This is a genomic window from Cupriavidus lacunae, from assembly GCF_003353055.1.
In the GTDB taxonomy this organism is placed as follows: Bacteria; Pseudomonadota; Gammaproteobacteria; order Burkholderiales; family Burkholderiaceae; genus Cupriavidus; species Cupriavidus lacunae.
Genome location: NZ_QKWJ01000004.1, coordinates 1 through 21384, shown reverse-complemented (window position 1 = coordinate 21384; position 21384 = coordinate 1). Strand labels below are relative to the sequence as shown.

The window sequence follows — 21384 nt, the reverse complement described above, 5'->3', positions numbered from 1 at the left end:
CACCATGCATCGATCCATTCCCTCCATGCTGCTCGCGCTGGCCTTGCTGGGCGCGGGTAGCGCATCCGCGGCGCCACAGGACATCAAGCTGCCGGCGGAAAACGTCAAGCTCAAACCCGCCAAGCTGCCCGGCTACGGCATCGCCATGCAGAAATGCGCGATCTGCCATTCGGCCGACTACGTCGCCTACCAGCCGCCCGGCCTGAGCCTGACGCAGTGGACCGCCGAGATGAAGAAGATGAAGAGCGCCTATGGAGCGCCGATCGACGATGCCGAGGTCGAGCAACTGGGCGCCTACCTGGCGGTGGCCTACGGCTCCGCGAAGATCAAGGACCCGGAGATCGTGGCGATCGCACAGAAGGCGGGCCAGCCTGCGGCAGCGGCTCCTGCCCCCGCTGCGACTGGCAGCGTCGATGTACAAGGCCTGCTGGCCAAGAACGCCTGCCTGAGCTGCCACAGCGTGACGCAGAAGGTGGTGGGCCCGGCCTATCACGAAGTCGCCACGCGCTACAAGGACGATGCGCAGGCGCAGGCCAAGCTGGAAGCCAGCATCCGCGGCGGCAGCACCGGCAAGTGGGGATCGGTGCCGATGCCGCCCTTTGCCGGATTGAAGGCGGACGAAGTCAAGGCGTTGGCGGAATACGTGCGGCAGCAATAGCCTTCGCCCCGCTTCCCCGATCGCAAGGCGCCCCGGCTGATCCCGGGGCGCCTTGCATTTTGCCCTTGCGGTTTTCAGCCGACTCCTTATACTTAGCCACATGGCTAACCATTGTGCCGAGTTTGCAGACGTGTCCCAGGCTGTCGATATTTCCCCGCTTTCCGACGTGTTCTACGCGCTGGCGGACCCGACCCGCCGCGCCATCGTCAGCGTGCTCGGCCGCGGGCCGGAAACGGTCTCGGCACTGGCGGCGCCGTTCACGATGGCACTGCCCTCGTTCATGAAGCACCTGCAGGTGCTGGAGCGCAGCGGCCTGATCCGCTCGCGCAAGACGGGGCGCGTGCGCACCTGTGAACTGGTACCGCAACCGCTGTCAGACGCGCAGCAATGGCTGGCCGATCAGCGCGCCATGTGGGAGGCCCGTACCGACCGCCTGGCCGCCTTTGTCGAAGCCCTACATCAGGAGGAACAGTCAGATGCCGAATGAAAACGCCGCCAGCCCTGAAAGCCAGGACCTGGTCATCTCGCGCCTGCTCAAGGCCCCGCGTGCCAAGGTCTGGCGTGCATGGAGCGACCCCAGGCTGCTCAAGGAATGGTGGTGCCCCAAACCCTGGACCACCGAGGTACTGGCCTTCGACATGCGCCCCGGCGGCGCCTTCCATACCCTGATGAAAGGCCCGGACGGCGGCACCAGCGACAACCCGGGGTGCTTCCTCGAGATTGTGCCGATGGAAAAGATCGTCTCTACCTCGGCCCTGGTGGCCGGGTATCGGCCTGCCAAGCCGTGGCTGTCGATGACCGCGGTCATCACCATGGCTGATGAAGGCGACGGTACCCGCTACATTGCGCGCGTGTTGCATCCGGACGAGGCTACGCGCAAGCAGCATGAGGAGCTGGGGTTCCATGAGGGCTGGGGTACCTGCATTACGCAGCTGGATGAATTTGCGCAGCAGTTGAAGTAAGGCTGCGGCAACGGAATGGCGCCCGCACCGGATACCGTGCGGGCGCCATTTCTTTTGTCATCACGACATCCCGTCCCATGCCTGGGCACGATCGATGGCTATTGTGAGCTTGCAGATTCTTTGCGTGCTGACTGCCGCGGCCCACAGACCGTTCTGCGGTGGTCGAGGTGCCCCTGCCCTTATAGGATCTGGCCGCGACTTTGCCGATTGCGCCAAGCGCCTCCCACGCTCCCGCCGGGAGGCTATAGCGCACCGCGAAAGCACGCCAGGCTGAAGCCATGTATTGCCCCCCTTCCCACACCCAGTGCGCCTCCCAAGCAATCTCAGCTTTCGCGATGGACGAAAGTAGGACATTTTCTGACACCGGTATTTTTTTCAATCAGCTAGAACCGATACATGCCCACTCCGACGAAGGTGCGCACATGTCGATCAGTACTGTCCAGGTATTGCTGACCGAAGAATCACAATGGGCCGTGGAAACCGATGATCCACGTATTACTCGTTTGACTTATCAATCGCGCCGCGAAGCGATCGCCGCTGGCGTGCATATGGCGATGGAACAGGATGCAGTCCTCATGATTCATGGCGCTGCGGACGATCCATGTGGCCTGGATTTCAGAGGGTGCAATGCCCCCTTGGCGAATTAGCCGATGTGGAGTTGATCCAGCCTGAATCCACATCTGAGTAGCCGAGCCTCGCGGGGCGGACATATCGCAGAGGCATAGTCAATGGCATGGAGGTCATCATGCAAGCGGCATTAGAGCTCACGCGCAGCATAGACAAGGATCTCGAAGACCTGGACGAAACGGATCAGGCCATCGATCGACTGGGGAAACGCCTCGAGGCGCAGGAACAGCGGATCGCGCAGTTAAAAAGGGACGGCATCGACAGCACAAGCGCCGAGCAGATTCGAGGCAGCATTCACGGCAGCCTCAAGGAACTCATCATGCACCGCGCTCTTATTATTCACGCCCTTTCCGCCGGGACGGAGGAAATGCCTAGTACCTCCCGCGTGCAGGACGTACCCCGTTTGCTCAGGTCGTGCCCCCAGCGCCACCCCACCGCCCAGCATCTCGTTTGAGCCTGCCCTACTTCGCCTGCAGCCCCGCCACCTTCACCACCTCGCCCCACGCTGCCAGGTCAGTGCTGACCAGCTTGCCAAGGTCGGCCGGGCTCGACGGCGAGGCCGGCTGCAGGTTCATCGCGGCAAATTTCTCGCGGTCTGCCGGCGTCTGCAGGATGCGGTTCACCTCGGCATTCAACCGGTTGACGATCGGCGCGGGCAGGCCCCTGGGGCCGAAGATCGCAACCCAGCTGGCCTGCTGGAAGGGCACGCCTTGCTGCGACATGGTCGGCACGTCCGGTGCCGTCAGCAGGCGCTCCGGCCCGGACACGGCAATGCCGCGGATGCGGCCGGACTTCAGGAACGGGACCGACGAGGCCGAGTCGGTGATGCCGATGGTGACATGGCCCGCGGCCAGGTCGTTGCTGCACTGGGTGGCGGTCTTGTAGGGGATGTGGCGCAGGTGGATGCCGGTCTTGGCCTTCAGGTATTCCATGGCCAGGTGGCCGCCGGAACCCACGCCCCACGAGCAGTAGGCCAGTTCGGCCTTACTGGCCTTGGCATAGGCGATCAGCTCCTGCAGGTTGCGCACCGGCACACTGGCACTGACCGCCAGCAGGTTGCCGCCGGGCTCACTGGGGCGCGCGATGGGCGTGAAGTCCTTGAGCGGGTCGTACGGCAGCGACGGCGTGGTCCACGGGTTCACGGTCATCGTCGCGGCGTAGGTGAACAGCAGCGTGTAGCCGTCGGCCGCGGCGCGCGCCACAGTCTCGTTGGCGATGATGCCGTTGGCGCCGGGGCGGTTGTCGACCACCACCGGCTGTTTGAGCGCAGCGGTCAGGCGCTCTGCCACCAGCCGGGCGGTCTGGTCGGTCACGGTGCCCGCGCCCGAGGGCAGCACCATGCGGATGGGCTTGCTTGGGTACGGCGCTTCGGCGTGCGCGCTGGCGGCGCCCGCCAGGGTCAGCGCCGCGGCCAGGGCTGCTGTGCGCGCGGCACAAGCCCTGCGAGCACCAGTGTGCTGGCTGTTCATATGCTGTCTCCGTTGCGGCGCATTGGCCGCGCGTGCCGGTACGTTGCCGGCCTGTCATGGTTGGACGCGCCGGGTCGGCCCGGGCGCCCTGGCTGGATCGGCTCAGGCCTGCGCCCGCGCCGCGTGATCGAGTGCCGCCAGCCGGTCGTAGTGCCAGTCGGCATCGCCGAACAGGTTGGCGTGGGCGGCCAGGCGCTTGTAGCAGTGGCCGATTTCCATCTCTTCGGTCATGCCCACGGCACCGTGCAGCTGCACCACGTCTTCGCCGAGCGCGCGCCCTGCGTCCGAGACAAAGGCCTTGGCATGCGACACCGCGCGCATGCGCGCCACCGGATCGCCAAGCAGGGCATGGGCAGCCAGCTCGGTGATCGCGCGCGCCTGCTCGACGCTGACATAGAGGTCCACCAGCCGGTGCCGGATCACCTGGTTGGCCGTCAGCGATCGGCCGAACTGCTCACGCGTCACAAGGTAGTCGCGGGTCAGGTCGAATGCGCGCGACATGGTGCCCACGGCTTCGGCGCAGGCCATCACCGTGGCCTGGTCGATGGCAGCTTCGACCAGCGGCCAGGCACCATCCACCGGGCCGACGCGCGCGCTGTCCGGCACGGTGGCACGACGCAGCGTCACGCTGGCGGTCTGGCGGCCGTCGTAGGTCGGCAGCGCGTCGACGCTGACGCCGCGCGTGCTGGCCGGGACCGCGAACAGCGTCAGGCCGTTGCGGTCGCGGCGCTGGCCGCTGGTGCGTGCCAGCACGAGCAGCACGCCGGCGCTGCCGCCGCCCAGCACCAGGGTCTTGCGGCCATCCAGCGTCCATTGCCCTGGCTCATGCTGTTGCGCGGTGGTGCTGATATCGAAGGCGTCATAGCGCCCCTGTGTTTCCCATGCGGCCAGCGCCAGCATGGCGCCTCCCTCGGCCATCGCCGCGGCGATGGCGGCGTGGGCGGGATCGCCGCAGGCGGCCAGCAGCGGCGCGCACAGCGCGGCATTGGCCAACCAGGGCTCCGCGGGCTGGGCACGGCCCAGTTCCTCCGCCAGCAGGGCCTGGTCCGCGGGATCGCCCAGGCCGCCACAGGCTTCGGGCAGGCCCACGGCCAGCCAGCCCATTTCGGCAAACACCTGCCAGTGCTTGCGCGAGAAGCCGCCTGGCTCGGCCAGCGCCGCGCGGCGCTGTTCAAAGCCGTAGCCGCGCTCGGCATAGCGCCGCACGCTTTCTTGCAGCATGCGGCGATCGTCGGTTGAATCGCTCATGTGTTCCGTTCCTTGTCCTGGGTTGCGGGCACGGTTGCGGGCACGGATGCCGGCACTACAGGCCCAGCACCTGCTTGGCCAGCAACTCGTGCTGGATCTCGCTGGAGCCGCCGGCGATGGTGTAGCCGCGGGTGACAAAGCGGCGTGCCGATGCCGCCGCGGCGTACGCCGACTGGCCCGGTTGCGGCACGGCGGGCTCGAAGTGCGCGGCGCGGTCATAGGCCAGCGTGTCCGGCCCCAGCGCATCGACCGCCAGGTTCTCGATGTCCTGGATCAGCCGGCTGCCCAGCAGCTTGAGCATGCCGGTCTCCGGCCCCAGCGTTTCCCCGGCGCGCGCCCGCTTGCGAAAGCGCAGCACGGTTGCCGCCAGCGCTTCGAGCCGCACTTCCAGCGCGCGCAACCGGAGGGCAAACCAGGGCCGCTGCGACAACGGCTGGCCGCCCTCCTCCAGTTCCTCGCCGATGGCGCGCACCTTGGCCAGGCGGCGGCGGTTCTCGGCCACGCGCGCGAGGTTCAGCCGCTCATGCTCGAGCAGGGACTTGGCGATGGACCAACCCGCGTTCTCTTCGCCGACGCGGTTCTCCACCGGTACTTCCACCTCGTCGAAGAACACCTGGTTGAACAGGTGCCAGCCATGGATGCCCACCAGCGGCCGCACGCTCACGCCGGGGCTGCGCATGTCGATCAGGAGGAAGCTGATGCCCTGCTGCGCGCGCGCCTCGGTATCGGTGCGCACCAGGCAGAAGATCCAGTCGGCGTATTGCGCGTAGGACGTCCAGATCTTGCTGCCGCTGACCACGTAGACCTCGGTGCCGTCCGGCCGCGTCTTGCGCACCGCGCGCGTCTTCAGCGAGGCCAGGTCGGAGCCGGAGTTGGGCTCGGAATAGCCCTGGCACCACCAGTGCTCCTGGCTCAGGATGCGCGGCAGGAAGTACTGTTGTTGCGCCGGCGTGCCGTAGCGGATCAGGATCGGGCCGATCATCTCGAAGGTGATGCCACCGCTCTCGGGCGCATGCGCCAGCACCAGCTCTTCCTGGAATACGGCGCGGCGCTCGGCGCTCCAGTTGCAGCCCTGCCATGCAGGCGGCCAGTGCGGCGCCAGCCAGCCGCGTTCGGCCAGCCGGTGCTGCCAGTCGACCAGCTCCTGCTTGCTGACTTCCAGTCCGAGACGGACTTTCTCGCGCACGGCATGGGGCAGCGACCGGGCGACGAACTCGCGCACCTCGCGGCGGAAATCCTGCAGCGACGCGTCGTCGTCGGTGGTGATGGAATCTGTCATGGAATGTCTGTCCTCAGGAGTTCTTGTCGCGCGCACCGGATGCCATGCGCAGCGTCGCGGCGCGCATGCCGCCTTTGATCGCGGCCACGCCTTCGGCCGGAAAGCCGCCGATGGTGGCGGCCAGGCCGCGCGCGCGGTCCAGCACCTGGGCGTCATCGACCATCTCGGTGGCAATGCCCAGCCGCAGCAACTCAGGCGCGGGCACGCGGTCGCCAAGCAGGCACAGGCGCGCGGCCACGGCCTCGGAATGGCGCAGTGCCAGCCAGTCGGCATTGCGCGGCGCGGCCATGCCCAGGCGGACCTCGCCGATCTGCAGGAAGGCCCCGGCGCCGCACACCAGCAGATCGCCGGCCAGCGCCAGCGCCGCGCCGCCGTTGATGGCATGGCGCTCCAGCGCCACGATCCATGCCTTGCGGCTATGCAGCAGGCCATGGTGGACGCGCTCCCAGACCGGCGCAAATGCGGCCAGCCCGCCCGGCTCCGCCTGCAGTGCCTGCAAGTCCAGCCCGGAACAGAAGGCGCCGTCGGCGCCGCGCAGCAGCACGGCGCGCACGCTGTCGTCGGCGGCCAGGGTTTCGATGGCGTCGCCCAGCGCGCGTGCCAGCGACATGTCGACGGCATTGCGACGGGCCGGGCGGTTCAGCACCACCTCGGCCCAGCCGGCATGGCGCTGCAGGAGTACGGGGGATTGGGGCGCGTTCATGCCGGCTCCTGCTGGGCTTGTTCGATAGGCTCGACGCCGATCGCGCCGGCGCGGGCCATGGCGTCGATCTCTGCTTCGCTGTAGCCAAGCTGGGCCAGCACCTCGGCCGTATGCTGGCCGAGTCGCGGCACCGCGGGCGTGCCGCCTGCGGGCAGGCTGGCCATGGTGAACGGCAGCCCGGGCAGGTCCAGCTGGCCGCCCTCGCCGTCATCGACGGGCCGCAGGATGCCGCTGGCGCGAACGTCGGCGCTCGCGTTGACCTGGTGGTAGTCACGCACTACGCCCACCACCACCTGGTGGCGCTCCAGCAGCGCACGGGCGGCGTCGCCGCTCAGGTGGCGCATGGCCTCGTGCAGGATGGCCAGCAGTGCCGGGCGGTTCCGCACCCGCAGCGCGTTGCAGGCAAAGCGCGCGTCCTGCGCCAGCGCCGGCTGGCCGATGGCCTCGCACAGGCGCGTCCAGTGTTCGTCGAGATAGGCCGACAGCACGATATGCCCGTCCGCCACCGCGATCACGTCCGCGGCCGGCGCTGCCTTGGGCTGGCTGTTGCCGCTGCGCACCGGCAGCGCGCCGGAGCACTGGTACTCGGCCCACAGCTGGGCCTGCATGTGCACGCCGACCGACAGCAGCGAAGTCTCGATGGTCTCGCCGGCGCCGGTGCGCTCGCGCCGGAACAGCGCCGCGAGGATGGCGTTGCCGGCAGCCAACGCCGTGGCGGCGTCGATCAGCGCAAAGCCGGCCTTCAGCGGCTGGCCGCCGGCCTCGCCGGTAACGGACATCATGCCGCTCTCTGCCTGCGCGGCAATGTCCAGGCCGGGGCGCGTGCGCGACGGCCCGCGCGTGCCGAAGCCGCTGATCGAGGCGTGGATCAGGTCGGGACGCGCCGCGCGCAGCGTGGCGGCGTCCAGCCCCAGCGCTTCCATCACGCCGGCGCGGGTGTTGTGCAGCACCACGTCGCTGGCCAGCGCCAGCCGACGTGCGGCGTCCAGCCCGCCGGGCGTGCGCAGGTCCAGCGCGATGCCGCGCTTGCCGCGGTTGTAGGCCAGGTACATCGGGCTCTGCAGGCTGGTGCCGTCAAAGCGCCGCGCGCTGTCGCCGCGCAAGGCCTCGACCTTGACCACGTCGGCGCCCAGGTCGGCCAGCATCATCGCGGCGCCCGGCGCCGCGATGAACTGCCCGAACTCCGCCACGCGTATGCCTGCCAGCGGCAGGTCTTGCCGGTTCGCCATGCGATCCACTCCTCGAAGATGCCGGCGCGGCCGGCGGTTTACGACGATGTGGAGCGATCATGCGTTAGCGCGGCGCTTCGCGTCAGATGCCAAAACTGCGGCAGTGCAAACCAGCGGTTAGCACCCTGGGGTTATCCCGAACAGTACGGATTGCCGCTATGCTGGGCACCCAGGCATCGTCTGAACGGGGCAATCCATGCGTCTGAGCCAACTCCAGGACTTCATCGCCGTGGCCGAGCACGGCAGCATCCGCGCCGGCGCACGCGCACGCGATGTGTCGGCACCGGCACTCACCAAGAGCATCCGCCAGCTGGAAGAGGAGTTGCACGTGCCGCTGCTGACCCGCACCACTCGCGGCGTGGTGCTGTCGCGCTATGGCGAAGCCTTCCTGCGGCGCGCGCGCCTGATCGCCACCGAGGCGCGCAAGGCCAGCGACGAGATGAGCCAGATGCTGGGCGCGCGCAACGGCGTGGTGCGCGTGGGCGCCACCGGCGGACCGGCGCACTTGCTGCTGCCGGCCGTGCTCACGCGCTTCCGGGCCCAGCATCCCGATGTGCTGGTCTGCATCGACAGCGGGGTCTACCCCACGTACCTGGACGACCTGCGCGCGGGCGTGATGGACATGGCGGTCAGCCCGGTCCCGGATGAGGGCGTCGAGCGCGAATTCACCTGTGAGCCGCTCTACAACAATGATTCGGTGGTGGTGGCACACCGCGAGCATCCGCTGCGCAACGCCCGCCGCCTGCGTGAGCTGGTCGGCTCGGACTGGGTCCTGACCGGCCAGCGCATGCACGGTCCGGGCGCCGCTATCCTCGACGCCTTCCGCGCGCACGACCTGCCGCTGCCGCGCGTGGCGGTGCGCTGCGACACCATCGGCATCATCCAGTCGCTGCTGCAGGACCGCCACCTGCTCTGCGTGCTGCCGCGCCAGATGGTGGCCGGCCGGCTGGCCGCCAGCGGGCTGGTGCCGCTGGCGATCGAAGACAAGCTGCCCAGCCATACGGTCAGCCTGATCTACCGTGCCGATTCGCCGATGACACCCGTGGCCGCGCAGTTCGCCACCCTGCTGCGGCGCGAAGTGCACTACCTGTCCAACATGGCCGACAGCCCGCTGCGCCGCCAGGGCTAAGGCGCGCGGCTACAGCAGCACGCACCGGCCGGGAACTCCCTGCGCTGACAAGGTGCTAACCAGCGGTTTACACCTGAAATTCCCGAATCCCTGCCGTGCCGCACCGGCGCTCGGTTTGCGGCCGGTGCGCCGCATCGCGGCGGGATTTTCCCCTATCCCTGCACAGCGCCTTCCTGCGTGACAGTGGCGCTGGAGACGAACCAGATCGCAGGGAGGCAAGCATGCAGGACATCGAAGATCGGCCGGCGGCACTGGTCACCGGCACGGGGATCGACAGCGCCGGCGACGGCGTGTGGTTGCTGCACGGACAAGGACAAAGCTTTGTCGCCGACGTCGGCGAAGGCCTTCTGGTGGTCGACAGCGGCCCGGGCGGGCGCGTCACGCGCGGCATGATCGAGGCGCTGCGCACGCAGACCGGGCTGCCGGTGCTGGCCATCTGCTACAGCCACGGCCATATGGGCTACAACGCCGGCCTGCAGCAATGGCTGGACCACGCCGCCGCGCGCGGCGAGCCCGCGCCGCGGGTGCTGGCCCACGTCAACGTGCTGGCGCGGCAGGCGCGCTACCGCGAGACCCGGCGCATGCAGGAGCGCATGGCGGAGATCCAGTTCCGCCAGCCGGCCGGCGCGCTGGCGGACAAGCTGGTCCACATCGAACCCACCGAGACCTTCGCCGACGGCCTGACGCTGGGCCGGGGCGAGCGCCGCGCGGAAATCCTGTGGGCGCCGTCCGAGACCGACGACGCTGTGGCGGTCTGGCTGCCGGGCCGGCGCCTGCTGTACGGCGGACCCGCGGTCATCGATTCGATCCCGAACATCGGCACGCCCTTCCGCACCATGCGCGACACCGTGCGCTGGGCAGACACGCTCGAACGCCTGGCCGGGCTGCAGCCGCGCACCGTGGTGCGCGAGTTCGGCGCCACGCTGCAAGGCGAGGAGGAATGCCGGCGCGTGCTGTGCCAGACCGCCAAAGCCCTGCGCTGGCTGCGTGCCGAGGTGGTGCGGCTGATGAACGCGGGCTGCAATGAACGACAGGTGCTGGCCGCGCTCAAGCCGCCGGCGAAGCTGTTCGACCAGCCCTGGATGCGGCCCACGTATGGCGACCCCAGCTACATCGCGCGCGACATCTACCGCTCGGAGAACGGCTGGTGGGACCGCAATGCCACCACGCTGCATCCGTCCCCGCCGCAGCAGGCCGCCGCCGAGATCGCCGCGGCCGTGGCCGACCATGCCGCGCTGATCCGCCACGCCCAGGCCCTGGCCGCGCGCGGCGACACGCAGCTGGCGCTGCACGTGATCGACGTGCTGGCGCTGGCGCCGGATGAAACGCCCACCGTGCGCGAGGCGCGGCAGCTCAAGGCCGCCTGGCTGCGCCAGCGCGCCACGCAGGTCCGCAGCTATGTATCGCGCAGCCTGTATGGCGCAGCCGCCGATGCGCTGGAAAGCGACGCGGCGGACAACTTCGGCATGCATTAGGGAGATCCAATGCCACGAGCAACCCATCCGGTGACAACGGAACGACCTGGCAACGCGCGCCGCCGCGACGTGCTGCGCGGGCTTGCCGCACTCGGCCTTGGCGCAGCGGCCGGCCCGCTTTATGCCAGCAACGCGTGGCCCGCCAGGCCCATCCGCCTGGTGGTGCCGGCCCCGCCCGGCGGCGGCACCGATCTGTTCGCGCGCACACTGGCCCAGACGCTCGGCACGGCGCTGGGCCAGACCATCGTGGTCGACAACAAGCCGGGTGCGACCGGCATCATCGGCAACGACGCCGTGGCCAAGGCCAGCCCCGATGGCTACACGCTGCTGTTCACCTACGCCGCCACGGTGGTGATCAACCAGAGCCTGCAGCCGAAGATGCCCTATGACGGCCTGCGCGACCTGGTGCCGGTGGCGCAGATCGGCGCGGGCGGCAATTTCCTGGTGGTGACGCCGGACTTCCCGGCGCGCACGCTCAAGGAATTCGTCGCCTACGTGCTCAAGCACCCGGATGCCTACGACTACGGCTCGTGGGGCATCGGCTCGGGCGGCCACCTGACCATGGAAGCCCTCAAGATGCAGACCGGCATGAAGCTGCGCCACGTGCCGTACAAGGGCGTGGCGCAGATCCTGACCGACATGCAGGGCGGCGTGGTCAAGGCGGCCTTTGTCGATACCTCGTCGTCGCTGCCGCTGATCCGCGCCGGCAAGCTGCGCGCGCTGGCCATCAGCGGCACGCGCCGCGGGCCGGTCACGCCGGACGTGCCGACCATGACCGAGCAGGGCTACCCGTTCGATACCGACAGCTGGTATGGCCTGTTCGCACCCGCGGGGACCAGCGCCGCCATCGTGCAGCGGCTCAATGCGGAGGTGAACCGCCTGCTGGCCGACGCGCCCATGCGCGAGCGCTTCCTGCAGCTGAACATGGGCATGGCGCCGGCCAGGAGCGCCGAGCAGTTCGCGCAGACCGTGCGCGCCGACGTGGGCGTGTGGGGCAAGGTGATCCAGGTCAACCACATCACGGTCGACTGAAGACCACCAGGGGCGCAGCGGGCACCGCCCCTTGCGCCGTGCCCGCGCCGGTCCGCATTCAGTGCGAGAACAGCACCGGCGCCGTCATCGACGCCAGCACCACGTTCGCTTTCCGTCCAGGCCGCGCGGCAGGCAACGTATGCCGATTTGCCGCTAGCGCCAGTGGAAACCCCAGGTTTCCACCGTGGAATCTTTTTCTGGACTCCCCGGCCCGCACTCCCAAACCTAGACTGCGCTCTACGCCCGCTCGCTACTGCTGGCGACATCTTTCCCTTCCCTTATCCACAGCAGGCCGGAACATGACTACACAAGACTTCTCCCGCGGCGCCGCCTATGTCGACGGCGCCTTTGTGCCGATCGGCGACGCGCGGATCTCAGTGCTGGACTGGGGCTTCACGCACTCCGACGCGGTCTACGACGTGGTGCACGTCGTGGACGGCGCGTTCTTCAGGCTGCAGGCGCACCTGGACCGCTTCAGGCGTTCGATGGCGATGCGGCGCATGGACGTGGGCATGACGATGGACGAGGTCCGCTGCAACCTGCATGAGGTGGTGGCCCTGTCCGGGATGCGCGATGCGTACGTGGCCATGGTGGCGCTGCGGGGCCGGCCCCGCATCTATGGCTCGCGCCAGCCCGCGGACTGCCAGAACCACCTGGTGACCTATGCGGTGCCGTGGGTGGATGTGGTGCCCAGGGAGGTACAGGCGCGTGGGGCGCGCCTGAAGATCGCGGACGTGCCGCGCGTGCCCGACGCCTGCTTCGACCCCACCGTCAAGAACTACCAGTGGGGCGACCTGACCACCGGCCTGTTCCAGGCGCATGACGAGGGCTACGACTCCGTCATCCTGTGCGATGCCGACAACTACGTGACCGAAGGGCCCGGCTTCAATATCTTCTCCGTCTGGAACGGACATGTCTGGACCCCGGACCACGGCTGCCTGCCGGGCATCACCCGCGCCACGGTGCTGGAACTGTGTACCCAGCTGGGCATCCCGTTCACCGTGGGCCGATTGCGGCGCGCGGAACTGGAGGGCTCGGACGAGGTCTTCATCACCTCCTCCGGCGGCGGCGTCATCCGGGTGCGGCAGATCAACGGCACGATCCTGCCGCACGCCGAGGAAAGCCCGGTCTTCAAGCGGCTGCGGCAAGCCTACTGGGAAGCCCATCGCGACCCGCGCTTCCACGAGCCGATCGGGTATCACGCCTACGCCTGAGGGGGCACGCAGTCTTCCGGTGAAGGCTGCGATCCTATGGAAGGTCGTCGTCGGCGTCGCGCGCGGACTTCAGCGTGCCGATGAGCCAGTCGCTGAACCGGCGAATGGCGGGCTCGTCGGCGCGGTCCTTGCGCACGACCAGCACATAGGTGCCCGCGCGCGGCATGTCCGGAACCACTTGTTGCAGCACGCCACGGGTCAGCCGCTCATCGGCAAAGATATCGGCAAAGAGGCCGGGCCCCTGGTCCAGGTGCACGGCCTCCAGCACCGTCGTGAGCGCGCCCAGGCGCGGTCCCTGCAGCGTCCCCACGCGCAAGCCCAGCGCTTCGAACCAGGTGCGCCAGACATCGGTGAAGCGTTCATGGACCAGGCTCTGCGCCAGCAAGTCCTGCGCCGTCTTCACTTGCGGATGCGCCTTGATCCAGGCAGGGGATGCAAGCGCCATCAGCCGCGGACGAACCAGCGCCAGATTCACCAGCTCGGGATCGTCGCGATACCCGTAGGCGATCTCGATATCGAAACCGTTCTTGTCGAACTTGCGTGCCTCCATCGGGATGATGTCGAAAGCGACGCTGGGCATGCGGCGCTGGATCTCATGCAGCCGGGGGAGCACCCAGAACGTCGCAAAGCCCGGCGGCGCGCAAACCCGAAGCTCTTCGGTCTGGCCCGGAGGACGGATCTCGGCGGTGGCGTCCGAGATCAGTTCAAACGCCTGGCATAGCGTCTTGTGGAAGCGCACGCCCTGCGGATTCAGCACGGTGCCGCTGGCGCTGGTTTCGACCAGTGCGGCCCCCAGCCACGATTCAAGCTGACGGATCTGCCGGACCACGGCGGTATGCGTGACATTCAGCTCCGCCGCCGCACGGCGCAAACTGCCGGCCTTGCCCAGCACATAGAAGGATTTCAAGGCCGTCAACGGCGGCAAGCGCAACGAATCGGTCGGCATAAGGGGTGCAAAGCGAGGAGCAATGCGTGACTGGGCGCGGTACTTCGCCTGGCTCCGCCGCTGGCCCTGGGCTTGGAAGGCAACCGCATCTTATCGCAGCTCACCAGCCATGCCCACAGGGCGCTCAATACCCCGCTTGCCGGTCCACCTGGTTCAGCAGTTCACGCCCGTCGCGCGCGCGCCGCAGGTTCTCGACGCACTGCCGCGCGACCAGTTCATACGAAGGATCCGCCGCGATATGCGGCGTGGCCTCGATGCGCGGATGGTTCCAGACCGGATCGTCCGCCGCGGGCGGCTCCTTGGCAAAGACATCCAGCGCCGCGCCGCAGAGATGGCCTTCGTCGATCAGCGCGATCAGGTCGGGCTCGACCACATGCTCGCCACGGCCGACATTGATGAAGAAAGCACCCTTGGGCAGCCGCGACAGGGTCTGCCGGTTCAGCATGCCCTCGGTGCGCGGCGTCAGCGGCAGCGTGCAGACGAGGATGTCGCTCTGCGCCAGCATGGCGTCCAGGCCATCGTCGCCGGTGAAGTCCGTCACGCCGGGCAGATGCTTGGCGTTGCGGCTCCAGCCGCTGACCGGGTAGCCGATGGCGGCAAACATGCGCGCCACCTCGCTGCCGATCTCGCCCAGCCCGAGCACGCCCACGCGGCAGCGCGAGAGATCGCGCCCCGGGTGGCGCTTCCATTCGCCGCGGCGCCGCTGCTCGGCGTACAGGCCGAGCGCGCGGGTATGGCGCAGGGCCATCGCCAGCACGTAGTGGGCGATGCCGGTTTGCTGGCCGGGATCGACAATGCGCGTCACCGGCATGCTGGCGGGCAGGTCCGGCGCGGCCAGCAGCTTGTCGACACCCGCGGTGGCCGCGCAGACCAGCCGCAGCTTCGGGTAGGCCGGCAGCACGCCGGGCTTCAGGCCCCAGGCGATGATGGCTTCGACGTCTTCCGCGACGGCGGCTTCGCGGCCATTCCACACGGTGATATCCGGCGCGGCTTCGCGCAGCGCGGCGGTGATGGGGACCGCCATGAACGACGGCAGGTGAACAAGGATGGCCATGGTCAGTTGCGATAGTCAGGGTTGATGCGGTCGAGGCGGCGCAGCAGGCCCGGCCAGGCCAGGCTGGAGCCCTTGCCCTTGGTGGCCTGGCGCGCCTGCTGGCCCATGTTGGCGCTGGCGGCTTCGGGCACCATGGTCAGCGGCGCGCCACCGCTCTGCGCCAGGATCTGGATGCGGCAGGCGGACTCCAGCGTGTACATGGTCAGGAAGGCATCGGATACCGTGCGCCCGCACGTCAGCAGCCCATGGTTGCGCAGGATCATCTGCTTGCAGCGGCCCAGGTCGGCCACCAGCCGCGCCTTCTCATCCTCGCGCAGCGCCACGCCTTCATAGTCGTGATATGCCAGCCCGGTCAGGGCGAACATCGATTGCTGCGAGATCGGCAGCAGGCCCGCCTGCTGCGCGGACACGGCGACGCCGTGCGAGGTATGCGTGTGCATCACGCAGCCGACCTCGGGGCGCGCCTCATGCACGGCGCTGTGGATGATGAAGCCGGCCGGGTTGACGTCATACGGGGTTTCCAGCACGGGCTGCCCTTCGTGGTCGACCTTCACCAGGCTCGATGCCGTGATCTCGTCGAACATCATCCCGTACGGATTGATCAGGAACTGGTCCGGCGCATCGGGCACGCGTGCCGAGATATGGGTGAAGATCAGGTCGTCCCAGCCAAAGTGGGCGACCAGGCGGTACGCGGCCGCCAGGTCCACGCGCATCTGCCATTCGGCGTCGGAGACGCGGTCCTTTACTGAATCGACAAGCTGGATTTGCGCCATATGCGTACCTCCCGGGGGCATGTGAGTCATTGAACTGACGCATTCTCCCGGCGCGCCGCGCCAAAGTCTGTTAAGTATTAGACAATCTCGGCTCCTGCAGGAGAGCGATGTGAAGCGTCAGGTGAAGAGTGGATCGAGAGCGGTGGAACCGGTGCGCGCGCTGCCGCGCAGCGTGCTGGCCAGCGGCTGGCTGCGCAATGCGCCGCCAGGCGTGCTCGATGCCGTCTCGAATGCCGCACGCCGCCAGCGCTTTAGCGACGGCGAGATGATCTTCGCGCGCGGCGATCCGCCCACCTACTTCTGCATGGTGCTGTCCGGACGCGTGCGCATGAGCCGGGTCAGCACGGGTGGGCGCGAGTCGGTGTACTCGGTGATCGGGCGCGGACGCTGGTTCGGCGAGATCTCGCTGCTGGACGGCAAGCCACGCACGCACGACGCCTTCGCCGTCGGCAACACCGAGCTGATGGTACTGAGCCAGCGCGACTTCCACCGCCTCCTGGCCGCGCATCCGGAAGGCATGCAGCTGATCGTGCAGCAGATCTGCGCGCGCCTGCGCGTGGCGTTCGACCATGCGCAAAGCGCGGCGCAGGCGCCCATCGACGCGCGCATGGCGGCACGCCTGCTGGAACTGGCCGACCGCACCGACCATGTCGTGCGCATCAGCGCGGAAGACCTTGGCGACATGGTCAACCGCTCGCGCCAGACCGTGGCCAAGTACCTGCAGGCGTGGGAGGACGCGGGCCTGATCCGCCGCGAGTACCGGCAGATTGAACTGCTCGACCCCGCTGCGCTCAAGCGCCTGGCCAGGCGTTGACGGCCGCGCGCGCAATTAACCTGCCCCGGCTCCGATGGCAAGGGTGGTTAACGACCGTTGCAAAATCAAACAGAATGTCAGGTGGCTCGGCGCTACAGTGATCTCTCCCTTGCCTGTAGGCGTTTTAGGAGGTACACGAATGAAGCAACATCTGGCGAAATCCCTGGTCATGGCTGGCGCGATGATCGCGTCCTACCCGCTGTTTGCCCAGCAGGCTCAGCCCCTGCAGCCGAGCCAGCCCATGCCGATGACGCAGCCGATGCAGCCGATGCCATCCACCCAGCCGGTGCAATCCGCACAGCCCATGCAAGCCATGCCGTCGGCCCAGATGGCACCCGCAGCGGGCGGCAGCTATGCCCAGGCTCCCATGCAAGCTCCTGTACAAGCGGCCCAGCCGGGCCTGGCGCCGGCCGCCGCCGACCCGACCATGGCAAGCAGCCCCGCCTCGACCGTGGACTCCGCCAGCATGAGCCTGGCCCCCGATGCGCTCGGCACGCGCCTGGGCCAGCGCAGCGCGTTTCTCGACGGCGCCTGAGCGCCCCTCAGCGCAGGCCCGCATCGCGCGGGCCGCGCGACACTCTTCTTACTTGCCAGGCGCGCCCCGCTTCAGCGCTGCGCGGCCGCCTCTCCCTGCTGCTGCAGCCATTCCAGGAAGGCACGCAAATGCAGCGGCTTGTCGGCATCGCGCGGCACCAGCGCATGATAGGTATTGCCCGGTGCGCGGATGGCGGAGAACGGCGTTGCGATGCGCCCGCCCGCGCGGTCCGCTTCCAGCGTCGGAAAGGTGCCGATGGCAAAGCCCAGGCTGTCCACCACGGCCTGCAGCGTGACGAAGAAATGGTCGAAGCGCAGCGTTCGCACCGGCAGCAGCGACGCATGTCCTGCCTGCTGCAGCCACGATTCCCAACTGCCTGGCCGTGTTTCGGTATAGAGAAAAACGCCCTCCACCAGGTCCTCGACGCCTTGCAACGGCACTTGCTCCAGCATCGCCGGACTGGCGATCACCGTCTGATACTCCGAAAAGATCGGCACTGACTCGAACTGCTCGCCACGCTCGAGGGTGCGCCGTATCGCCACATCGAACGTGCCGTTGAATCCCGCCTCGTTGCTGAAGGCCGTCGACACGCGCACGTCGACCTCGGGCTGCTGGCGCCGGAAATCATCCAGCCGCGGAATCAGCCAGCGCATGGCAAAAGTTGCCGGCGCGTTGACGCGCACCACCTTGCGCGTGGCGATGCGGCCATAGCGTTCGGAAGCGGCGCTGATCTGGTCGAACGCCGTGCTGATCTCGCGCGCGAACGCCTGCGCGTGGACCGTCGGCACCATGCGCTGGCCCTGGCGGATAAACAACGGCTGCCCCAGCCATTGCTCCAGGATCTCGATCTGCCGGCTGACCGCGCCATGGGTCAGGTGCAGCTCGCGCGCGGCCGCCGAATAGCTGCCGGCGCGGGCGGCAACCTCGAAGATGCGCAAGGCGTTAAGCGGGGGCAGCTTGTGCGGCATTGCGAGATTTCCTGACAGAATCTGGAAAATAAACTCGATTGTGAGAGTTTATCGCCTAACTTAGCATGGGTCTCAGGCAAATCCCATCGACAAACCCTCCCCAAGAGACGCCATGAGCACCCAGATCCAGGTCAACGGCCACCATTACCAGCTTCCCGTCCGCCCCACCGTCATCGTCTGCATCGACGGCTGCGAGCAGGAATACATCAACCTTGCCGTGCAGGCGGGCGCCACGCCCTTCTTCGCCAGCCTGGCCAAGCGCGGTACCGTGCTGACCGGCGACTGCGTGGTGCCGTCGTTCACCAACCCCAACAACCTGTCGATCGTGACCGGCGTGCCGCCGTCGGTGCACGGCATCTGCGGCAACTTCTTCTACGACACCGAAGCCGGCGCCGAGGTGCTGATGAATGACGCCCGCTACCTGCGCGCGCCCACCGTGCTGGCCGCGGCAGCGCAGGCCGGCGTCTCGGTGGCGGTGGTCACCGCCAAGGACAAGCTGCGCGCGCTGCTGGGCCACGGCCTCAAGGGCATCTGCTTCTCGGCGGAGAAAGCCGACGAGGCCAACATCGAAGACAACGGCATCGACGACGTGCTGCGCAAGGTCGGCATGCCACTGCCCTCGGTCTACAGCGCCGATTTGTCCGAGTTTGTGTTCGCCGCCGGCGTGGTCTTGCTGGAGACCGTGCGGCCCGACCTGATGTACCTGTCCACCACCGACTATATCCAGCACAAGCACGCCCCGGGCACGCCGCAGGCCAATGCCTTCTACGCGATGATCGACAGCTACCTGCAGCGGCTGGACGCGCTGGGCGCGGTCATCGGCGTCACCGCCGACCATGGCATGAACGCCAAGACCGACTCGCTGGGCAAGGCCAACATCCTGTTCCTGCAGCAGGTGCTAGACGAACGCTTCGGCACGGACGCCACCCGCGTGTTGCTGCCGATCACCGATCCCTATGTCGCCCACCACGGCGCGCTGGGTTCCTACGCAACCGTGTACCTGCCCGCCGGCACCGACCAGCGCGCCGTGCACGTGGCCATCGCCGCGCTGCCCGGCATCGAGCTGGTGCTGGACAAGCGCGCCGCCAGCGAGCGCTTCGAACTGCCGCCCGACCGCATCGGCGACCTGGTGGTGGTCAGCGAACGCCTGACCGTGCTCGGCACCACGCCGGCGCGCCATGACCTGAGCGGCCTGGATGCCCCGCTGCGCTCGCACGGCGGCCTGTCCGAGCAGAAGGTGCCGCTGCTGTTCAACCGCAAGGTCAGCGCAGCCGCGGGCCAGCGCCTGCGCAACTTCGACATCCTGCGGCTGGCGCTGAACCACGCGGACTAGAGCCAGTACGTGCCGGCCTCGCTGGCACGCTGCATCAGCAATCAGATAAAGGTGGCCGCGAAGACGGCCACCGCCAGGGGGCGGCACCATGCAAATCCTGCTTTCCCTGATGTCCGGGGTCGCACTACTGATCTGGGGCGCGCATGTGACGCGCCACGGCATGCTGGAGGTATTGGGGCCGCGCTTGCGGCTGGTGCTGGCCGCGGGCACGGCCAGTCCCGCGCGTGGCTTCCTGGCCGGGCTTGGCGTGACCGCGCTGATCCAGAGCAGCAGCGCCACCGCGTTGATGACAAGCGCCTTTGTGGCGGGTGGCCTGGTGTCGTTGCCGGCGGCACTGCCGATCGTGCTGGGTGCCGACGTCGGCACCAGCCTGATGGCGCGCCTGTTGTCGGTCGATATCTCCTGGCTGTCGCCGCTACTACTCGTTATCGGCATCGCGCTACGTCTGTCCGGCAAGGCCAGCCTGCGTGGACAGACTGGCGAAGTCATCGTGGGACTGGGGCTGATCACGCTGGCCTTGCAACTGATCCGCCTCTACGCCGCACCGCTGCTGCACGCGGAGATCGTGCGTGCCATCTTCACCTCGCTTGGCAACGATGCACTGCTGGCCCTGGTGATCGGTGCCCTCGTGACGTTGCTCGCGTACTCCAGCCTGGCCGCGGTATTGCTCACCGCAACGCTGGCCATGGGCGGCGTGATCGGCCCTGCCACTGCCTTGCCGCTGGTGCTCGGCGCGAATCTCGGCAGTGGCCTGATTGCCTGCCTGGCCAATTCCGGCAGCGCGCCCGCCGCTCGGCGGGTATCGCTCGCGAACCTGATCTTCCGGTTCGTGGGGATACTGGCATTCCTGCCGCTGCTGGACGCCATGCCCTGGCTGCTGTCTCGCCTGGGCAGTAGTGCCGGGACCATGGCCACCGACTTCCACATGGCATTCAACCTGACACTGGCCGCAACCCTGATCTGGTTCATCAACCCGGTGGCGTCCCTTTGCACGCGATGGCTGCCTGATGCGCACGACGACACAGCGCCCGGTGGCGCGCGCTACCTGAGCCAGGGCGACCTGCGACACCCTTCCGTCGCCCTGGGCAATGCCACGCGCGAAGTCGTGCGCATCGGCGACGTGATCGAGGAGATGCTGAACGGCATGAAGCTCTCGATCGTCGGCAACGACCGCGCCATGAATGCCCGCTGCCGGGCGCTGGACGACCGCATCGACAACCTCTACTCGTCCGTCAAGATGTACCTGACCGATGTCGACGCCGGCAGCCTCGATGGCGAGGATGCCGTGCGCTGGGACGAGATCATGCTGGTCAATATCAACCTGGAGTATGTGGGCGATATCGTTGAACGGATCCTGGTCGATCTGGACCAGCGCAAGCTCAGCCGCAACTTCTGCTTCTCGGACGAGGGCAGCGCCGAACTGCTGGAGCTTTGCGACATGCTGGTGGCCTACCTGCGTACCAGGATGTCGCTCTTTGTTGCCAACGACCGCGCAGCCGCCGCACTGCTTCTCGACTGCGCCAGCGACTTCCAGGCGCGCGCCGGGCGCTTCACCGCCCGCCATATTGCCCGTGTGGCGCAGCGCCGCACCGCCAGCGTGGAAACCAGCGCCTTGCATCTGGATATCCTGCGTGAGCTTTCCCAGATGAATGCGCTGTTGTGCGCGGCGCCGGTGGGGATGCCTGGCGCCCTGCGTGGTGCCCTGCACTGGCCGCCGACAACCCCGGTGCGCCGCACGCGCAGGGATGCTTGATTAGTCTGTGATGCGGCAAGGGGAGGGGTTCTGCTCGTTGGGTTGGGGATGTAGGGCTGGTTTACTCAGCAGTCGGAAATATAGGCGACAGATGGAGCGTCGAAGAATGAACGGACAAGACGCGGCTTATTCTGGACGTCGGCGAGTTGCTCCTCGATCCGCTCGCGTAGCCTCTCGCCCTTT

22 protein-coding genes and 1 pseudogene are annotated in these 21384 nt (G+C 67.9%); 13 read left to right on the top strand and 10 right to left on the bottom strand.

Annotated elements, in window-relative coordinates; all coding sequences use genetic code 11:
- Positions 1 to 4: 4 nt before the first annotated feature.
- The 5 genes from sorB (at position 5) to DN412_RS04965 (ending at position 2701) form a co-directional block, all read left to right on the top strand.
- Positions 5 to 658: a SorB family sulfite dehydrogenase c-type cytochrome subunit gene (gene sorB, locus DN412_RS04985; RefSeq protein ID WP_115013488.1), complete on the top strand. Its 654-nt coding sequence runs from the start codon at positions 5 to 7 to the stop codon at positions 656 to 658.
- Between the two features lie 100 nt (positions 659 to 758).
- Positions 759 to 1145, top strand: a complete 387-nt coding sequence (locus tag DN412_RS04980) for an ArsR/SmtB family transcription factor (RefSeq protein WP_013952497.1) — start codon at positions 759 to 761, stop codon at positions 1143 to 1145.
- Entirely contained in the window at positions 1135 to 1620 is a 486-nt protein-coding gene (locus tag DN412_RS04975; protein WP_078199572.1) for an SRPBCC family protein, read from the top strand. Before DN412_RS04980 ends, DN412_RS04975 begins: the two co-directional genes overlap by 11 nt.
- A gap of 422 nt (positions 1621 to 2042) precedes the next feature.
- Positions 2043 to 2267 (top strand): DUF2188 domain-containing protein, encoded by a 225-nt coding sequence (locus DN412_RS04970; protein WP_115013710.1) that lies wholly within the window; start codon positions 2043 to 2045, stop codon positions 2265 to 2267.
- An 86-nt stretch (positions 2268 to 2353) separates the two neighbouring features.
- The gene (locus DN412_RS04965; protein WP_244222561.1) at positions 2354 to 2701 is read left to right on the top strand and encodes a hypothetical protein; all 348 of its coding nucleotides are present in this window, start codon (positions 2354 to 2356) and stop codon (positions 2699 to 2701) included.
- A gap of 7 nt (positions 2702 to 2708) precedes the next feature.
- Here DN412_RS04965 and DN412_RS04960 read toward each other — a convergent pair whose 3' ends face one another.
- From DN412_RS04960 to DN412_RS04940, 5 genes are all read right to left on the bottom strand, one after another.
- Positions 2709 to 3716 carry a Bug family tripartite tricarboxylate transporter substrate binding protein gene (locus DN412_RS04960; protein WP_115013487.1) on the bottom strand — a complete coding sequence of 336 codons (1008 nt, stop codon included), beginning with the start codon at positions 3714 to 3716 and terminating at the stop codon, positions 2709 to 2711.
- Positions 3717 to 3818: 102 nt separating this feature from the next.
- Positions 3819 to 4964 carry an acyl-CoA dehydrogenase family protein gene (locus tag DN412_RS04955; protein WP_115013486.1) on the bottom strand — a complete coding sequence of 382 codons (1146 nt, stop codon included), beginning with the start codon at positions 4962 to 4964 and terminating at the stop codon, positions 3819 to 3821.
- Between the two features lie 55 nt (positions 4965 to 5019).
- Complete coding sequence (locus tag DN412_RS04950) at positions 5020 to 6243, bottom strand: acyl-CoA dehydrogenase family protein (RefSeq protein WP_115013485.1); 1224 nt, start codon at positions 6241 to 6243, stop codon at positions 5020 to 5022.
- 13 nt (positions 6244 to 6256) lie between these two features.
- On the bottom strand, positions 6257 to 6946 hold the full coding sequence (locus tag DN412_RS04945) for an enoyl-CoA hydratase/isomerase family protein (protein WP_115013484.1): 690 nt from the start codon (positions 6944 to 6946) through the stop codon (positions 6257 to 6259).
- Positions 6943 to 8175, bottom strand: a complete 1233-nt coding sequence (locus DN412_RS04940) for a CaiB/BaiF CoA transferase family protein (RefSeq protein WP_115013483.1) — start codon at positions 8173 to 8175, stop codon at positions 6943 to 6945. Before DN412_RS04940 ends, DN412_RS04945 begins: the two co-directional genes overlap by 4 nt.
- Before the next feature lie 196 nt (positions 8176 to 8371).
- Here DN412_RS04940 and DN412_RS04935 point away from each other — a divergent pair, with 196 nt between their 5' ends.
- The 4 genes from DN412_RS04935 (at position 8372) to DN412_RS04920 (ending at position 13025) form a co-directional block, all read left to right on the top strand.
- Complete coding sequence (locus DN412_RS04935; RefSeq protein WP_078199567.1) at positions 8372 to 9304, top strand: LysR family transcriptional regulator; 933 nt, start codon at positions 8372 to 8374, stop codon at positions 9302 to 9304.
- Positions 9305 to 9525: 221 nt separating this feature from the next.
- On the top strand, positions 9526 to 10779 hold the full coding sequence (locus tag DN412_RS04930) for an alkyl sulfatase dimerization domain-containing protein (RefSeq protein WP_115013482.1): 1254 nt from the start codon (positions 9526 to 9528) through the stop codon (positions 10777 to 10779).
- Between the two features lie 9 nt (positions 10780 to 10788).
- Positions 10789 to 11811 (top strand): Bug family tripartite tricarboxylate transporter substrate binding protein, encoded by a 1023-nt coding sequence (locus DN412_RS04925; protein ID WP_115013481.1) that lies wholly within the window; start codon positions 10789 to 10791, stop codon positions 11809 to 11811.
- A gap of 299 nt (positions 11812 to 12110) precedes the next feature.
- On the top strand, positions 12111 to 13025 hold the full coding sequence (locus DN412_RS04920) for an aminotransferase class IV (RefSeq protein WP_115013480.1): 915 nt from the start codon (positions 12111 to 12113) through the stop codon (positions 13023 to 13025).
- A 34-nt stretch (positions 13026 to 13059) separates the two neighbouring features.
- On the opposite strand, the gene DN412_RS04915 is transcribed toward DN412_RS04920, so the two are convergent.
- The 3 genes from DN412_RS04915 to DN412_RS04905 form a co-directional block, all read right to left on the bottom strand.
- Positions 13060 to 13932 (bottom strand): LysR substrate-binding domain-containing protein, encoded by an 873-nt coding sequence (locus DN412_RS04915; protein WP_161563980.1) that lies wholly within the window; start codon positions 13930 to 13932, stop codon positions 13060 to 13062.
- Positions 13933 to 14095: 163 nt separating this feature from the next.
- Positions 14096 to 15025 (bottom strand): 2-hydroxyacid dehydrogenase, encoded by a 930-nt coding sequence (locus DN412_RS04910; protein ID WP_115013478.1) that lies wholly within the window; start codon positions 15023 to 15025, stop codon positions 14096 to 14098.
- A 2-nt stretch (positions 15026 to 15027) separates the two neighbouring features.
- Positions 15028 to 15798 carry a class II aldolase/adducin family protein gene (locus DN412_RS04905; protein WP_115013477.1) on the bottom strand — a complete coding sequence of 257 codons (771 nt, stop codon included), beginning with the start codon at positions 15796 to 15798 and terminating at the stop codon, positions 15028 to 15030.
- 109 nt (positions 15799 to 15907) lie between these two features.
- Here DN412_RS04905 and DN412_RS04900 point away from each other — a divergent pair, with 109 nt between their 5' ends.
- Both DN412_RS04900 and DN412_RS04895 read left to right on the top strand, forming a co-directional pair.
- Positions 15908 to 16612 carry a Crp/Fnr family transcriptional regulator gene (locus tag DN412_RS04900; RefSeq protein WP_115013476.1) on the top strand — a complete coding sequence of 235 codons (705 nt, stop codon included), beginning with the start codon at positions 15908 to 15910 and terminating at the stop codon, positions 16610 to 16612.
- 139 nt (positions 16613 to 16751) lie between these two features.
- Positions 16752 to 17147, top strand: coding sequence for a hypothetical protein (locus DN412_RS04895; RefSeq protein WP_115013475.1), 396 nt, complete (start codon positions 16752 to 16754; stop codon positions 17145 to 17147).
- 71 nt (positions 17148 to 17218) lie between these two features.
- Here DN412_RS04895 and DN412_RS04890 read toward each other — a convergent pair whose 3' ends face one another.
- Positions 17219 to 18115 (bottom strand): LysR substrate-binding domain-containing protein, encoded by an 897-nt coding sequence (locus DN412_RS04890; protein WP_115013474.1) that lies wholly within the window; start codon positions 18113 to 18115, stop codon positions 17219 to 17221.
- 112 nt (positions 18116 to 18227) lie between these two features.
- On the opposite strand from DN412_RS04890, the gene phnA reads away from it, so the two are divergent.
- Positions 18228 to 19448, top strand: a complete 1221-nt coding sequence (phnA, locus tag DN412_RS04885) for a phosphonoacetate hydrolase (RefSeq protein ID WP_115013473.1) — start codon at positions 18228 to 18230, stop codon at positions 19446 to 19448.
- Positions 19449 to 19536: 88 nt separating this feature from the next.
- Entirely contained in the window at positions 19537 to 21201 is a 1665-nt protein-coding gene (locus tag DN412_RS04880; RefSeq protein WP_244222560.1) for a Na/Pi cotransporter family protein, read from the top strand.
- Positions 21202 to 21266: 65 nt separating this feature from the next.
- On the opposite strand, the pseudogene DN412_RS43995 reads toward DN412_RS04880, so the two are convergent.
- Positions 21267 to 21384, bottom strand: a pseudogene (locus DN412_RS43995) (IS630 family transposase); the annotation flags it as partial.

Coding starts and splice junctions, on each gene's coding strand:
- DN412_RS04925 (WP_115013481.1), top strand. CDS start 10,789: ATGCCACGAGCAACCCATCCGGTGACAACGGAACGACCTGGCAACGCG.
- DN412_RS04920 (WP_115013480.1), top strand. CDS start 12,111: ATGACTACACAAGACTTCTCCCGCGGCGCCGCCTATGTCGACGGCGCC.
- DN412_RS04955 (WP_115013486.1), bottom strand. CDS start 4,964: ATGAGCGATTCAACCGACGATCGCCGCATGCTGCAAGAAAGCGTGCGG.
- DN412_RS04970 (WP_115013710.1), top strand. CDS start 2,043: ATGTCGATCAGTACTGTCCAGGTATTGCTGACCGAAGAATCACAATGG.
- sorB (WP_115013488.1), top strand. CDS start 5: ATGCATCGATCCATTCCCTCCATGCTGCTCGCGCTGGCCTTGCTGGGC.
- DN412_RS04910 (WP_115013478.1), bottom strand. CDS start 15,025: ATGGCCATCCTTGTTCACCTGCCGTCGTTCATGGCGGTCCCCATCACC.
- DN412_RS04975 (WP_078199572.1), top strand. CDS start 1,135: ATGCCGAATGAAAACGCCGCCAGCCCTGAAAGCCAGGACCTGGTCATC.
- DN412_RS04880 (WP_244222560.1), top strand. CDS start 19,537: ATGCAAATCCTGCTTTCCCTGATGTCCGGGGTCGCACTACTGATCTGG.
- DN412_RS04895 (WP_115013475.1), top strand. CDS start 16,752: ATGAAGCAACATCTGGCGAAATCCCTGGTCATGGCTGGCGCGATGATC.
- DN412_RS04905 (WP_115013477.1), bottom strand. CDS start 15,798: ATGGCGCAAATCCAGCTTGTCGATTCAGTAAAGGACCGCGTCTCCGAC.
- DN412_RS04980 (WP_013952497.1), top strand. CDS start 759: ATGGCTAACCATTGTGCCGAGTTTGCAGACGTGTCCCAGGCTGTCGAT.
- DN412_RS04940 (WP_115013483.1), bottom strand. CDS start 8,175: ATGGCGAACCGGCAAGACCTGCCGCTGGCAGGCATACGCGTGGCGGAG.
- DN412_RS04945 (WP_115013484.1), bottom strand. CDS start 6,946: ATGAACGCGCCCCAATCCCCCGTACTCCTGCAGCGCCATGCCGGCTGG.
- DN412_RS04935 (WP_078199567.1), top strand. CDS start 8,372: ATGCGTCTGAGCCAACTCCAGGACTTCATCGCCGTGGCCGAGCACGGC.
- DN412_RS04930 (WP_115013482.1), top strand. CDS start 9,526: ATGCAGGACATCGAAGATCGGCCGGCGGCACTGGTCACCGGCACGGGG.
- DN412_RS04890 (WP_115013474.1), bottom strand. CDS start 18,115: ATGCCGCACAAGCTGCCCCCGCTTAACGCCTTGCGCATCTTCGAGGTT.
- DN412_RS04950 (WP_115013485.1), bottom strand. CDS start 6,243: ATGACAGATTCCATCACCACCGACGACGACGCGTCGCTGCAGGATTTC.
- DN412_RS04960 (WP_115013487.1), bottom strand. CDS start 3,716: ATGAACAGCCAGCACACTGGTGCTCGCAGGGCTTGTGCCGCGCGCACA.
- phnA (WP_115013473.1), top strand. CDS start 18,228: ATGAGCACCCAGATCCAGGTCAACGGCCACCATTACCAGCTTCCCGTC.
- DN412_RS04965 (WP_244222561.1), top strand. CDS start 2,354: ATGGAGGTCATCATGCAAGCGGCATTAGAGCTCACGCGCAGCATAGAC.